This is a genomic window from Lysinibacillus sp. A1 (assembly GCF_000801965.1).
Classification (GTDB): domain Bacteria; phylum Bacillota; class Bacilli; order Bacillales_A; family Planococcaceae; genus Lysinibacillus; species Lysinibacillus fusiformis.
In genome coordinates, this window is record NZ_JSZM01000008.1 from 137,387 (window position 1) to 151,517 (window position 14,131).

13 protein-coding genes and 1 other annotated feature are annotated in these 14,131 nt (G+C 36.1%); of the genes, 8 read left to right on the forward strand and 5 right to left on the reverse strand.

Features of this window, described 5'->3' with window-relative positions:
• Positions 1-76: 76 nt before the first annotated feature.
• Together PI85_RS05935 and PI85_RS05940 are read right to left on the reverse strand one after the other, a co-directional pair.
• Positions 77-940 carry an AraC family transcriptional regulator gene (locus PI85_RS05935; RefSeq protein ID WP_036122473.1) on the reverse strand — a complete coding sequence of 288 codons (864 nt, stop codon included), beginning with the start codon at positions 938-940 and terminating at the stop codon, positions 77-79.
• 18 nt (positions 941-958) lie between these two features.
• The gene (locus PI85_RS05940; RefSeq protein WP_036122470.1) at positions 959-2,008 is read right to left on the reverse strand and encodes an NAD(P)/FAD-dependent oxidoreductase; all 1,050 of its coding nucleotides are present in this window, start codon (positions 2,006-2,008) and stop codon (positions 959-961) included.
• A 515-nt stretch (positions 2,009-2,523) separates the two neighbouring features.
• On the opposite strand from PI85_RS05940, the gene PI85_RS05945 reads away from it, so the two are divergent.
• From PI85_RS05945 to PI85_RS05965, 5 genes are all read left to right on the forward strand, one after another.
• Positions 2,524-3,393 carry a GNAT family N-acetyltransferase gene (locus PI85_RS05945; RefSeq protein ID WP_036122467.1) on the forward strand — a complete coding sequence of 290 codons (870 nt, stop codon included), beginning with the start codon at positions 2,524-2,526 and terminating at the stop codon, positions 3,391-3,393.
• Positions 3,394-3,624: 231 nt separating this feature from the next.
• The gene (locus PI85_RS05950) at positions 3,625-4,239 is read left to right on the forward strand and encodes a dienelactone hydrolase family protein (RefSeq protein WP_081936989.1); all 615 of its coding nucleotides are present in this window, start codon (positions 3,625-3,627) and stop codon (positions 4,237-4,239) included.
• A gap of 12 nt (positions 4,240-4,251) precedes the next feature.
• A complete protein-coding gene (locus PI85_RS05955; RefSeq protein WP_036122461.1) occupies positions 4,252-5,208 on the forward strand; it encodes a LytTR family transcriptional regulator DNA-binding domain-containing protein in 957 nt (318 codons plus the stop codon).
• A 146-nt stretch (positions 5,209-5,354) separates the two neighbouring features.
• Entirely contained in the window at positions 5,355-6,203 is an 849-nt protein-coding gene (locus PI85_RS05960; RefSeq protein ID WP_036122457.1) for an ABC transporter ATP-binding protein, read from the forward strand.
• Positions 6,200-6,907, forward strand: a complete 708-nt coding sequence (locus tag PI85_RS05965) for an ABC transporter permease (protein WP_036122455.1) — start codon at positions 6,200-6,202, stop codon at positions 6,905-6,907. Before PI85_RS05960 ends, PI85_RS05965 begins: the two co-directional genes overlap by 4 nt.
• A 17-nt stretch (positions 6,908-6,924) precedes the next feature.
• On the opposite strand, the gene PI85_RS05970 is transcribed toward PI85_RS05965, so the two are convergent.
• Positions 6,925-8,076: an ATP-grasp domain-containing protein gene (locus PI85_RS05970; RefSeq protein WP_036122453.1), complete on the reverse strand. Its 1,152-nt coding sequence runs from the start codon at positions 8,074-8,076 to the stop codon at positions 6,925-6,927.
• A 113-nt stretch (positions 8,077-8,189) separates the two neighbouring features.
• A complete protein-coding gene (locus PI85_RS05975; protein ID WP_036122450.1) occupies positions 8,190-8,774 on the reverse strand; it encodes a GNAT family N-acetyltransferase in 585 nt (194 codons plus the stop codon).
• 96 nt (positions 8,775-8,870) lie between these two features.
• On the opposite strand from PI85_RS05975, the gene PI85_RS05980 reads away from it, so the two are divergent.
• Both PI85_RS05980 and PI85_RS05985 read left to right on the forward strand, forming a co-directional pair.
• Positions 8,871-10,232, forward strand: a complete 1,362-nt coding sequence (locus PI85_RS05980; protein ID WP_036122446.1) for a PLP-dependent aminotransferase family protein — start codon at positions 8,871-8,873, stop codon at positions 10,230-10,232.
• A gap of 149 nt (positions 10,233-10,381) precedes the next feature.
• Positions 10,382-11,188: an EcsC family protein gene (locus tag PI85_RS05985; protein WP_036122443.1), complete on the forward strand. Its 807-nt coding sequence runs from the start codon at positions 10,382-10,384 to the stop codon at positions 11,186-11,188.
• A 50-nt stretch (positions 11,189-11,238) separates the two neighbouring features.
• On the opposite strand, the gene PI85_RS05990 is transcribed toward PI85_RS05985, so the two are convergent.
• On the reverse strand, positions 11,239-12,207 hold the full coding sequence (locus PI85_RS05990; RefSeq protein ID WP_036122442.1) for a zinc-binding dehydrogenase: 969 nt from the start codon (positions 12,205-12,207) through the stop codon (positions 11,239-11,241).
• A 316-nt stretch (positions 12,208-12,523) separates the two neighbouring features.
• Positions 12,524-12,786: a binding site (T-box leader), on the forward strand.
• Between the two features lie 64 nt (positions 12,787-12,850).
• Here PI85_RS05990 and PI85_RS06000 point away from each other — a divergent pair.
• Positions 12,851-14,092 (forward strand): MFS transporter, encoded by a 1,242-nt coding sequence (locus PI85_RS06000; protein ID WP_036122438.1) that lies wholly within the window; start codon positions 12,851-12,853, stop codon positions 14,090-14,092.
• Positions 14,093-14,131 lie beyond the last annotated feature (39 nt).

Sequence of the window (14,131 nt, forward strand, 5' to 3'; positions counted from 1 at the left end):
TGTCCAAAAAAGTTAAAGCTATGTTCGATCTATACAAAAAACACCCAATGAATGTAATTTTTTCATCGAGTGTTTGTTAATTCATCTGTTTGCGGAAAATACTAGGTGATAAACCTGTCACCTTTTTAAAGACACGACTAAAATAAAAATAATCCGTATAACCTACTCGATCAGCTATTTCCTTTATAGAAAAATCAGATGACCTTAATAGCATTTTAGATTTTTGGATACGTAAATCAGTTAAATAAACATGGGGACTGACACCCATTCTTTTTTCAAATACATAGCTCAATTTTCTACGATCCCAATTACATTCATTAGCTATATCGTTCACAGTAATATTCTTTGTAAAATTTTCTTGTATATACGTCAAAATGGATGCTATGTTTTGATAGTCTTTCACCTTCATCAATAAAATTATTTCCTCTAAAATATTTAAAAAGAGTACTTTGGATTGAAGAAATGATAAATGACTACCCTTTTGATTTGTTTCGATTAATTGTTGCACGAGGTTCATTAATTTCATGTGCTCTACAATCTGTAAAGGAAAATGACTATTATAATGAGGAAGTTTCGCCTGTTCTTCATCAGATAGGTGAAAGTAAATGACTACATATTCTAATTTGGCCTCATTTGCAGCTAAGAATTGAATGGGAAAGTTCGGACCAACATGGAGGATCCTTCCTTTTTTTATGCGATAATTAGTGCCTTCAATTTTAACGTCTCCTATCCCATCGAATGGGAAGATAAGTCTAGCTACATTTTCCTTTGTCTCGCTAGTCTCAGCAACCATTTCTGAAGAAATCTGGCCAGTAGTGACAGACGTAAATGTTAAAGGTGCCATTGTATAGAATTCTATAATTTCTTGCGTATTGATACTGAATAGCTCCCTTCCTATAGCATGCTTTAAAACAACAAGAAAGGAACACCTAAAATGCATTAGTGCTCCTAAGATTGATTATTTTAAGCTTTCCTGTAATAGCTTGCGATTACGTTGTTTGAAAATATCATTATGGGAGGATACAATACCGCCATCAGAAGCATCTGGCTGAATATACTTCTTCGCACTATTCACTGCGTGCAATGCATCATGAAAAGCTGCTGCAATTAAATGGATTTTGCCATCATGGTGCAAAATATCTCCTGCCGCATAAAGACCCGGAATAGATGATTCACTATTTATAGTACCAGCTATGAAATAGTCGTTTTTACGTTCAATTGCTAATGGACTATTATCTAAAAGCTCTTTATCACGTACATAGCCATGACTAATAACAACTTCATCGATAGGAATTTCCGTTACAGTACCCATTTCATGGTTTGTCAAAGCAATTGCTTTAATCATTCCTTCTTGCTCATCTGCAATTAATTTTGTAATTTCAGAATTATAATGGCATTCAATGGCACTATTCGTAAGCTCCGTAATTTGAGCCTCATGTGCAGACAATTGATCTTTCCGATACGTTAAATAGACCTTTGACGCCACTTCCATTAACTCTAGTGCCCAATCTACCGCTGTATTGCCGCCACCAGAAATAATGACCGCTTTATTTTTAAATTTTTCATAGGATTTAATAGTATAGTTTAAATTAGATACCTCAAATCGTTCAGCTCCCTCAATCTCTATTTTTTGAGGATTAAGGATGCCTCCACCAATAGCAACTATGACCGTTCTTGAATAATGGATATTCCCAGACTCGGCTGTAATAACGAAAATACCCTCTTCGTTTTTAGCAATTGATAATACCTTTTCATCTGTGTAAATAGAAGGATTAAATGTTAAGGCTTGCTCTACTAACTGCTTAATGAGTTGTCCACCTGAAATTGGCGTAACGCCCCCAATGTCCCAAATCATTTTCTCTGGGTAAACGTGGATTTTCCCCCCAAGCTGCGGCTGTGATTCAATTAGCTTCGTCTTCATTTCACGTAAGCCACAATAAAAGCTAGAATATAACCCTGCTGGTCCTCCACCAATGATCGTTACATCATACAATTCTTGTTCAAACAATACTTAACACACCTTTCGTTTATGTTTATTTCCTATCTCAACAATTAGGCTGCGACATCAGCTGAACTACAACCCCTACTGTATACTTTTCATCTTATAAAAATGCTTATTATTTCCTTACTCCCCTATTATACGATAATGATAATCATTATCAAGTGAAAATTCCCCTTTTCAAAGCTATTTTGTCAATTCTTACTATTCACTAAATTATTTTTATATCGTAATTCCATCGACCATGCACTCTCAAACTAACATTAATTGCTAGTTTTAATATGGATGAAGTATAAAAAATAGCTGTCCTGGCAGCAGACTGCTCCTTAGCTATACGAGCGCGTTGCTCCAATAAAAGATAGAGGTTCAACAATTGGGCCATATTGTTGAATAAAGGAAAAAATATCTTTGTTAATGCAATTGAGACTGTGAAGGATTAAACTTAAACTATCGTTACAGGTTAGTGAAAGACAATATTAAAGTATTAAAGTATTAAAGTATTAAACGAAATAGGGGGATATCTAATGCATACAGACAATAAAACAGCATTGGAATTAGTGGAACTAGATCAATATGATATCTTAGGTTTAATAGAACTTTCTGCATCGGTTGGCTGGGATTATGATGAATATGAAATTAGAACTGTTATGTCATCCGGTAAGATATTCGGCCATAAGAATACTACGGGGAAAATTGTATCGAGTGCCGCAATCATACCTTATGATACTAATTTAGCTTCAATTGGTATGGTTATTGTAAATAAAGAGTACAGAGGATTAGGCTTAGGGAAAAAAGTTACTCAGAAATGTATAGACAGTGTTTCAAAAGATACTTCAATAATGTTAATCTCAACTGAAGATGGGAAACCACTGTATGAAACCCTGGGTTTTATTACTGTGGGCTTTGTACAAAAGTTTTTAAGCAATAGTTATATTCACACTGAAACTTTTAATAATCAAGATATTACTATAGAAAAATACAATGAGAATGACTTTAACAAAATAGTTGAATTAGATTCGGGTGCATTTGGTGATATGAGAAAAAGTTTTCTTTTTAACAGGATAAAGCAATCGAAACAATGTTTAGTTGCTAGAAATCAAAAAGGAAAGATTATTGGTTTTGGTCTATCCATCTTAGGACCAATAAATCTAATATTAGGACCTATTGTAGCACCAGATTCCCAAACGGCAGCTATGATAATCGATAAGCTAGCTATTAATCATCAAGGGAAGTTAAGGATTGATGTGGCATCCAGTAATAACGAGTTAATGTTTTTCTTGCAGAAAAGTGGATTTGTAAAAGTTAGTGAACCACCCCTTATGATAAAAAACTCTCTTAATATGCCATACAGAAATAAGGAGTTATTTGCTATCGCTGCCCAAATATTTGGATAGGATCCGAAACTCTTTATTAAACTTCGAGGTATATAGTTGAATAACGTTCTTCCACAATTGGGCGCATTAGCTGAATAAGAAACTAAATAAAGGACCACACATATTAGATATATCTAAATTGTGTGGTCCCTTTATTTTCAACACTTTTCCCCATCTAACCTAAATATAAATTATTCTAGTAAAACAAAAACCTAATCCATAAATTACTAAAATATACGTAAACGTTAGTTTTTGTTACACTATTGGAAAAAGCCAAAAGAGGTCGTTATGAAAAGAAAAATATTTATTTTACATGAAATATATGGCATCAATCAATTTATCAAAGAACAAGCCCAATCCTACCTTGACGAGTATACCTCCGTTTGCTGTGTTTCGCTTTATCCAGAAGGAAAATCCTTTTCATACAAACAGGAACAACAAGCTTATGATTATTTCTTACATACAGTCGGCTTTGACGCACCTCTTGAGATGTTATCCAAAAAACTACTAGAGGCATGTGAAAATTATGATGAAGTAGTGCTAATTGGATATAGTGTAGGTGCCACATTAGCCTGGAGATTATCAACTCTTCCCTTACATCGAGTTATTTGTGTTTATGGCTCACGAATACGACAATTCTTAGATGTCCAACCATCATGTCCAACTTTGATCATTTTACCTAGCTATGAAAGTAGCTTTGATGTGAATGCAATAAAACAGGAACTCAGACATAAATCCAATGTTCAAATAGAGCAATATCAAGGACATCACGGTTTTATGGATACTTATAATTCCAATTTTTGTCCAGCTAGCTACTTGCAAGCACATGCAAATATCTTAAACTTTTTACGAGTAGAACAACATTAGGAGGAACAAACAATGGAACAGCATATAGATATTTTGGTTGACCCTTATATTGAAGGAGGTAATGTGATTTATCCGAGCTTTCCTATATCCTTACAACCCGGCATGATTATCGGCATCTACACAGATGTTTCTAAAATACATACTTTAATGCAATGGTTTATGAAACGAGATCATACATTTACATATTTTCGCGAAAGTGCACTCTATGAACGCCTTACTGTTCGTGAGCATATACGTTTTTATTTAAAATTATTCAAACGTCCAACTAATGAGGTTGAGGATTTATTAAAGCTATTTAGCTTAACTGATCAAAGAAACATTCGAATTAGTAAGATTTCTACTAGTGAAAAACAGCGATTAAAGTTATTGGGTACATATCTTCAGGAAGTTTCTCTTCTTGTATTAGAAGAACCCTTTCAAAATATCGATGAGTTTTCTAAGCAAAATGTCCAACAAATACTAAAAACACTCACAAAAAGGCAAAAAAGCATCATTTTACTTTCTAATAATCTAGAAGACTTAATGATTGCCAGTACTACTATACATAGATTAGATGGGGCCGGCTTACATACCTTGGATGTTAAAGAGGAAGAATTAGAGCAAACACTTCCCCATCTTGAAAATTCACCGATTCGCATTGATAAAATTCCAACAAAGAAGAATGACAAGATCATTTTATTCAATCCACCAGAAATTGATTATATTGAAAGTGTGGAAGGTATCGTTTCTATTAATGTTGCAGGTGAAGCCTATCCATGTACACTATCACTGAATGAGCTAGAGCAAAAACTGACACCATTCGGCTTTTTCAGAAGCCACCGTTCATACATTGTTAACCTACAAAAGGTTCGAGAAATCATTACATGGACACGCAATAGCTATAGCCTTGCACTCAACAGTACTGATAAAACCGTTGTGCCTTTGTCGAAAAATAAACTAGCAGATTTAAAGGAAATACTCGGAATTTAGTAGATTTCCCAGGAAATAAACGACTCCTGTCACCTTCTATATTGTTTCGTTGATGGTCTTTTTTCCGCCTCTCAACTAATTTTTGCTGTGAACCTTTCACTTGTTGTTTATAGTTTAGACATCAACAACAAACAGGAGGCTTACACATGAACGCAGTAATTGATGTACAGCATTTGAAAAAAACCTTTAATAAAGAAACCGCACTACAAGATGTTTCCTTTACTATACAAAAAGGAGAAATATTTGGTTTCCTTGGTCCGAGCGGCTCTGGAAAAACAACTACTATTAAAATATTGACTGCGCAGACTGAAAAAACTGCTGGAAATGTTCTTTTATTTGGACAGCCAGCAACTGGCATGAAACAAAGTCAAAATCGTAAACGTTTTGGTATATTAACAGATAATAGCGGTTTGTATACTAGGTTAACTATTGAAGAGAATTTATTACTCTATAGTAAGTTATATGAGCTGTCAGTCACTGCCGTTAAAGAAGCTCTTGATTTTGTGAACTTATATGCTGATCGCAAAAAGAAGATTAGTCAGCTATCAAAGGGAATGATTCAGCGGGTTACACTGGCTAGAGCTATTATGCATAAGCCCGAATTATTATTTTTAGATGAGCCTACTTCTGCCCTTGATCCTGTCAATACAGAACATATATATAATGGTTTACGAAAACTGAATGCCATGGGGACAACGATATTTTTAACAACACATGACATGAGCGAAGCCGAAATACTTTGTGACCGAGTTGCTTTTTTGCATAAAGGGAAAATTCGAGCAATTGGTGCTCCAAGCGACTTAAAGCAGGAATATGGCACCGATTCTATGACTGTCGAACTTACAGATGGTACACAAGAAGTTATTCAAAACGGCGCTCAAGATGCTCAAAAGCTGTATCAATGGATGCAAGCCAACGTTGTTACTCGAATCCATACAAATGAACCAACATTAGGCGATATTTTTATGCAAATAACAGGGAGTGATTTAGTATGAATATTTCAATGACAAGAATTCAAGCTATATTAATGAAAGATTATAAGGAATTTTCACGTAACTATGCTGTATCTTCGATGGTACTCTTGCCGATAATTTTGGCATTTTTATATAACCAATCCGGGGCATCCTCTATAAACGCTTATCTCTTACCTATTAATATGACGTTTTCAATGGTAACGGCTTATATACAATGCTGTTTAATTGCGGAGGAGAAGGAGAAAAATACATTGCGCAGCCTGATGCTCTCCCCTGCCTCACTAGTAGATATATTAATTGGTAAAAGCTTATTTGTTCTTATCGTAACGATGATCGTGGTGGCTATGTCTATTTTTATTGTCGGATATAAACCATCTAACCTACTCATTTTAGCGATTTCATTAATACTTTCTACTGTATTTTATATTGCACTTGGAACGATTTGTGGATTATTTTCTAAGTCTATTATGGAAGGTTCCATCATTGTTTTACCGGTTATCATAATTTTCTCTTTTGGCCCAATCGCCCTAAATCTTGCTTCTACTTATCCAATCCTAAAGATTGCAGAATGGTTACCAAGCTCACAATTATTACAATTAGCAGAAGCATTAGAAGGTAAATATTCAATGACAGATGTTTTCATTCCTATGATTACGATAGTTGTATGGTCTCTATTTTCTTGGTTTCTTGCTGCATTTATTTATAAAAAAAGAATGGTCGATTAATGACCATTCCTTTTTTACTATAATAGTTCCTGCTCAAGTTTTTCAATCTCGCTAAGTTCATCGGCATACCATATTCCAACGAATCTAGAGGGAACAGGTTCATCGAAATAATTCCCGTCATAAAATGATAACGGAAATAAAATTTTCTGTTCAACAAACTTCTTAATGTTTTGAAAGAAAACTTCATTTTCCTGTGGACTTTGTGCAACATAGGAGGCAAATTTATTGATAGGCTTATCTAAAGTATCATGAAACATTAGCATTGAGGTGGATCCATTTTGGCGAAAATTCAAATCAATAGCCTGAACATCACCAGCCTCTGTGACAATTAAATCAAACCCTGCCACACCAACGAATCCTTCTGCAACGCCTTGCTCCATAATATGTCTTCCTACTTCGATGACCTTTTCAGGAACTTCATCTACTATAATATTACCGTGATAAATACCGTTTTCATCGGTAATTTGTTGAGACGCTCCTAAATATTGGATACCTAGCTCCTCGGAGTAGACAAATTGACAACTATAATTGTCCTTTGTCTGTAATAACTCCTCAATAATTATGCTCTCCGTTCCAGTCATTCGAAATTGCCGCAGACCTTCCGTCAGTTCCTCTTTATTATGGCAAATGATGACTCCATATCCTCCAGAGGTTGGGGAATCATCGCCCGGCTTAAGTACCACAGGCGGTTGCCAATTTTTGATGGCATCTGAGAGCCTATAGGTTTCAACATTTAAACGACTCGGAACAAATTTGCTATCTATTAAATGATCAATATATGCTTTTGAATTCAATTCATTAAATTTCTCGGCATCCATCCAATAGCATTGACGGTCCATCTGTTCCAAGTCATGTATATATTGACAAACAATCGTTTTGTCGTCTTCACACCAAGAACGAATATGAGCTAAATACTCCTCCTGTGTGTCATAACTAAAAGGCTGTTCTACCCATGGTAAACCTGTTAATCGATGTAGTTCCTGAGCTTTTTCAGTTTGGGTAGCTCGGTGCACCAATACAGGAATATCCGCAATTGCTACTTCTCTAGAGGTTAGGGCATCCAGCTTATGAGGATCGTCCATCATCCATGGATTATCACTAAACGGCGTTCTTGGTGTATAAACTGCATTCTCACCATAGATTTGTCTTAGCGTGTATTTTGGTTTCAAGTAGATTACCCTCTTTCAATTTTTAAGTACTCTACCCTTTCCCTTATTTTATGACACTTTTTAATAGAAAAAAAAGCCTTAGCGGCCAATAAAAATCCATTAAAACCCAAATATTAAATAGATTCGCCTAATAATTGATTTAAGTGAATTTTCACCTGCGGCCACTCCTCTAACGTAATACTATACATGACTGTATGGCGAGTGGTTCCATCTTTACGAATCATATGATTCCGTAATACCCCTTCCTTTGTCGCTCCTATACGCTCAATAGCTTTCTGAGACTGACTATTTTCATGATCAGTTTTGATTTGAACTCGCTGTAAATGAAGGGTTTCGAAACAGTATTGTAATAATAGGTATTTACAATTGGTATTAATAGCAGTACGCCAGTAGGCTGGTGTCAGCCATGTTGTTCCTATTTCAACCCGCTGATGTGTATCATCTATATCCATAAAACGTGTAGACCCTATGATCTCTCCCGTCTTTTTATCCACAATAACAAAAGGAAATTCTGTTTTATTACGCCGCATTAATAAAGCATTTTCCACAAAGTTATTCACATCCACCATTTTTTCGATCGTTGTGGACATATGTGACCAAATTTCTGGATAACTCGCCGCCTCTAATATCCCCGATAAATCATTTAACTCTAAAGGCTTCAGTTTAACTATTTCATTTTCTAATGCAATAAATTCCATGATATATCACTCCTTTTTTAATTATTTAACGGTAAAATTGATATGATAGAAAGTACCAATTATTAAAAACCACACCATACCAGAGGAGGTTATCTTGTGGAGCTATCCATTTCATTGACAGGAGATTCAGCCAAATACATACAGATTTACGAAGAAATTAGGCAGTCTATTTTAGCAAGAAGGCTTTTAGGTCATGAGCAATTACCCTCTAAGCGAGCTCTTGCGCGAACTCTCGATGTAAGTGTACATACTGTGAAGGAGGCTTATGAACAATTACTGGCAGAAGGTTATGTTTATAGTAAAGAGCGGTCGGGTTATTTTATCGCTCCCTTTGAATTTGACTGGGTACAAGAGGAACAGCAGCTTGAGACTCCTCTAAGGACAATCATATCCAATGACATTCAGTATGATTTTCATAACGGTCATGTGGATAACGAAGCTTTTCCCTATTCACTTTGGCATAAGCTCCTGAAAAAACATGTAAACAAGAATAATTTATCCACAAGTCCTTGGGCAGGAGAAGACGTTTTACGATCTGAAATTGCGCGCTATGTACAACGTTCACGTGGCGTTGTTTGTAATGCCTCTCAAGTGTTTGTTTATGGTGGCACACAAAGTCAACTTCAAGCCCTTAGTCTCTTTTTTGGTCCTCAGAGTAAGGTCGGAGTAGAAGAACCAGGTTTTAAACGGGTACATACTACTTTACGACAATGTGGATTGTCTACAGAGGCCATCCCTGTGGATAAAGCCGGTATAACTCTTCCTTCAAAAACAATTCACATGTTATACACAACACCAGCTCATCAATTTCCTTTGGGCATGATTATGACCGTAGAGAGAAGAGCCGCCTTGTTGCAATGGGCAAATTTTAATGATGCATACATTATTGAAGATGACTATGACTCAGAATTTCGTTATAAAGGGCAGCCAATCCCCTCTTTAGCAAAAATGGACCAGCTTCAGCGAGTTATTTATTTTGGAACTTTTTCTAAAACGTTGCTGCCTTCTTTGCGAATCAGTTATATGATTTTACCAAAGTCATTAATTACATCGTTTAATGCCTTTAACTATGAACAAAAATCCGTTGTCTCCAGAGTAGAGCAACTTGTTTTAGCTGATTTCATTGCAGAAGGTCAATTTGATAAGCATTTAGCGAAAATGCGAACAGTTTATCGTAAAAAACAACAAGCTCTACTAACTGCTATCTCCACTCATTTTTCAGAGGAATTCCAAATCATCGGTGAAAAATCTGGGCTACATATCGTGATGAAGCTACCTAATAGACTCTCTGAGAAAAATGCGATTCAACTTGCTCAAAAGATTGGAATTCTTGTCTATCCATGTTCTACTTCCTATCAGCATGGAACAGAGGATACTTTAATCATTTTAGGCTACGGGGGACTGACACTTCAGCAAATAGATGAAGGTATTGCACTCCTTGCTTCCATCTGGCAATAACATATCATTTTATTAGATGGTCGGAGTCCAATTGTACTTGAACCTTTATTTTGGACACAAAAAATATACAGATGAATCAAGACAAGGCGAAACCTTATACTATTTTTTTCGTATGTAAAGTAAATGAACACATAAGGGGATAGACACTAATGGAGAACCGTCAGCTATTAGAGCAGCACTTGCAGGAAATACAGGTTTGGGAAAAGGATCAAAAGGATTTATGGTTTTGGGAGAAACTAGGTAGAATACCGTTTAAATTGTTAGATAAAATGACGCCTACTTTTATTCAAAATAAAATTGCATTATTAGTCGATGAATTAGGGAACTACATACAATCCGGTGGAAAATATTTAATCAATGAACAAGCTATGATTCAAAAAATCCGTAACTATTCTTCCACAGAGCATATTTTGGGCATTTCAGATATTGGTCAAATCCCATTAGAGGATATGATTACTCTTAGTGATAAATTGCAAAATGAGCGTGTAAAGTTTGCGACTGTTCAAGGGGCTTCTACTGGGTTTGGCGGAATATTTACCTTGGCTATCGATATACCTGTTATTTTAGGAACCGCACTGAAGACATTGCAAGAAATTGCTATTATTCACGGCTATGACCCTAACGATAAAATGGAGCGTATTTTTATTGTGAAATGCCTGCAATTCACATCAGCAGATATTGTCGGTAAGGAAGCCATCCTACAGGAGCTTTCCACTATGAATAGTACTAATAAAGCTACTGATAATATGATTTCCCAGCTACAAGGCTGGCAGGAGGTATTTTATACGTACCGGGACCAGATGGGCTGGAAAAAACTGTTTCAAATGATACCTATTGCTGGTATGATCTTCGGCGCATACGCAAATAAAGGCATGATTCAAGATGTTGCCGAAACGGGTATTATGCTATATCGAAAAAGACGAATTTTTGAAAAAATGAATGAACTAGAAAGTTGATGAAGAGAGATGGCGCTCTTCCTTATATGAGCGTCACTCTCCCCTTGTTTCTATATTTTAATTACTATTTTCCCCTGATGCTGACGACTTTCCATCAGTTCATGAGCCTTTTGCATATCCTCTAATGAAAATATTTTAGCAATGGGCACTTGAAAACTATCCTCTTTTAATAAAGAAAAAATATGTTGAGCGACCTGTTGTAACATTTCCGGTCTTAAGTCCCTAGTCGTACCAAGACTAAATCCTTTTACATTACGACAGCTACTATGTAAATCCGATGTTTTAATAGTTCCTGCCTTGCCACCACTATTGCCGAATTGTACAAGTGTGCCATACGGTGCTAAGCAAGTTAAGCTTTCCTCCGTTATAGCTCCCGCAATGGAATCAAAGATAATATTTACACCAAGACCTCCAGTAAAGCCTCGTACATGCTCACTAAATTGATCGTATGTAAGAACATGATCTGCCCCAAGCTGATAAGCTATCGATGCCTTCTCCAAAGTACTTACAGTACCAATAATTTGTTTAGCGCCTAGCTTTTTGGCCATTTGAATAAGCATTGTTCCTACCCCACCAGATGCAGCATGAATTAATACCGAATCATTTTGACTAATAGGTGCTATCTGATGTGTTAAGATGTACGATAAAAATGATACAGTTGGCACAGCTGCTACCTTCTCTAACGGTACATCATAGGGGACTTTAAAAACTAATTGTTCCTTTGCTACGACATACTCTGCATAAGCACCATTTGTAGGAAATGCAATGACCTGGTCCCCCTTCTGAAAATTGCTGTTTTCATTAAAAACCTCTTCTACAATACCAGCAACATCTAATCCAAGAATCATTGGAAAATTCCCTTTAGCCTTATTACCTGTACGGTTTTTAATATCTGCATAGTTCACACTCGTATAGATTGTACGTATTAGGATTTCTCCTGTAGAGATTGTAGGCTTTGGATATTCCGTATATGTTAATACATCAGACGTACCAAATTCATTTATTACTATAGCCTTCATTTTTCTCTCCCTCCTTGTTATAGTCGAATTATAAACTAAATTTCCAAAGAATGGAGATATCTTTATGAAAATTAAAACTAAGCAAGAGAACTGTAATGGAATACCTTATGATTTTTTTGATCAAAACAGCAATAGCATATGCTTTATGTTATCTGGTACAGGCTATAGCTACGAAAAACCTGTTCTTTATTATTCACGATTGTCCATCCAGTTTTGCGAGTCGCTTTTCATACAACTAAAAGCTTACATTCAAAAAAATGAACCATCTATTTCAATGTAGCGCTTTACCAAAATTATCTATATATGCTACACTATCCAAAATACAGTGAAGAGAAGAGTAAATAAGGCTGTTCTTCCCAGAGAGCTCCGGTTGCTGAAAACGAGCAAGAACGAATTATTGAAACAAGCCTCAGAGTAGCGCATTGGATTTCTATTAGAATGATGGTGCGACGGGAACTCCCGTTATAGAGTTACAGTATAAGCATTCATTCATGCCGTACTGAAAAGGCTATTATGGCAACATAATAGTGAACTAGGGTGGCACCACGTGAGCATAAATTCTTCCGTCTCGTCCCTAAGACTACTGTCTTGGGGGTGGGATTTTTTATTTTGCAAGAGCACTTTCGCTAAAGGAGGAATTTATATGAAAAAATCTTTAAAATCGTGGCGCTATCCAATGATCCTTTTAAGTAGTATTGGTATTTCTAGTATCGGTGAATGGATTTATTTTATTGCTTTGAACCTTACTGTACTCAATCTGACAGGATCCGCACTTGCTGTTTCGGGCTTGTATATTGTAAGGGCCCTCTCCGCATTGTTTATTAATTTTTGGTCTGGTAGTTTAATAGACCGCTTTAATAAAAAACACCTGATGATCCTATTAAATCTTTGCCGGTCCATACTGATTGTCGCACTTCCCAGCTTATCCAGCTTAGGATGGATTTATGTTTTAGTCTTTTTCATTACAGCTACTAGTTCTATGTATCATCCTACCTCTATGACTTATATCACTAAATTGATACCGATAGAGCAAAGGAAACGCTTTAACTCGTTACGTAGTCTGCTTGATTCTGGGGCCTTCCTAACAGGTCCAGCTATTGCAGGCTTTCTATTTACGCTCGGTACACCGAATATGGCTATATACTTAAATGCTATTGCTTTATTTTTTTCTGCCTGCATAACTATAAAGATGCCGGACGTTGAAGGACATGAACAATTAGGCTTTGCTCATCGTACAGAAAATGCAACACTTTATAAAATATGGCTCCATGATTGGAAAATGGTCATCCATTTTAGCTTAAAAAATGCCTATGTGATGGCAGTCTATTTGTTGTTTAGTACTTCCATTGTATTGATGACAGCGACTGATTCTTTAGAGGCTGCTTTTGCCACTCAAGTGCTTGCTTTATCGGAGGGGGAATATGGGGTTTTAGTCAGTTTTGCAGGTGTCGGTGTACTAATTGGCTCTCTAACCAATTCAGCCTTTGTTGAAAAAACCTCTACTGCTTGGTTAATCGGCATGGGGTCTATAACGACGGCCTTCGGTTATTTACTATTTACTTCTTCCAATACTTTTTTTATGGCAGCTTTAGGTTGCTTCCTCTTATCATTCGCAACAGCTTTTGCGAATACAGGTTTTTATACTTTTTATCAAAATAATATCCCTGCTGAAAGCATGGGACGCATAGGGAGTATTTATGGTTTTTTTGAAGCCCTTTTCATCATAATTCTGACTGCTGCATTTGGAATGACTGCTGCATTTATTTCTATTCGATTTGTTATAGTAAGTGCCTCATTTGTCATGGTGACGGTAGCTATCATTTTATTTATTTTAGCGATACGCCCTTCTAAAGCGACTTTGTACCAAAGTACTTCTCCTAGGTAAACAAAAAAATAGGTCTTTTCCTTATGTGGAAAAGACCTA

What these genes read in the sequence shown, in the direction of transcription:
- PI85_RS06000 (WP_036122438.1), top strand. Translation starts at nt 12,851, where the DNA reads ATGAAAAAATCTTTAAAATCGTGGCGCTATCCAATGATCCTTTTAAGT.
- PI85_RS05965 (WP_036122455.1), top strand. Translation starts at nt 6,200, where the DNA reads ATGAATATTTCAATGACAAGAATTCAAGCTATATTAATGAAAGATTAT.
- PI85_RS05990 (WP_036122442.1), bottom strand. Translation starts at nt 12,207, where the DNA reads ATGAAGGCTATAGTAATAAATGAATTTGGTACGTCTGATGTATTAACA.
- PI85_RS05975 (WP_036122450.1), bottom strand. Translation starts at nt 8,774, where the DNA reads ATGGAATTTATTGCATTAGAAAATGAAATAGTTAAACTGAAGCCTTTA.
- PI85_RS05945 (WP_036122467.1), top strand. Translation starts at nt 2,524, where the DNA reads ATGCATACAGACAATAAAACAGCATTGGAATTAGTGGAACTAGATCAA.
- PI85_RS05985 (WP_036122443.1), top strand. Translation starts at nt 10,382, where the DNA reads ATGGAGAACCGTCAGCTATTAGAGCAGCACTTGCAGGAAATACAGGTT.
- PI85_RS05960 (WP_036122457.1), top strand. Translation starts at nt 5,355, where the DNA reads ATGAACGCAGTAATTGATGTACAGCATTTGAAAAAAACCTTTAATAAA.
- PI85_RS05955 (WP_036122461.1), top strand. Translation starts at nt 4,252, where the DNA reads ATGGAACAGCATATAGATATTTTGGTTGACCCTTATATTGAAGGAGGT.
- PI85_RS05935 (WP_036122473.1), bottom strand. Translation starts at nt 940, where the DNA reads ATGCATTTTAGGTGTTCCTTTCTTGTTGTTTTAAAGCATGCTATAGGA.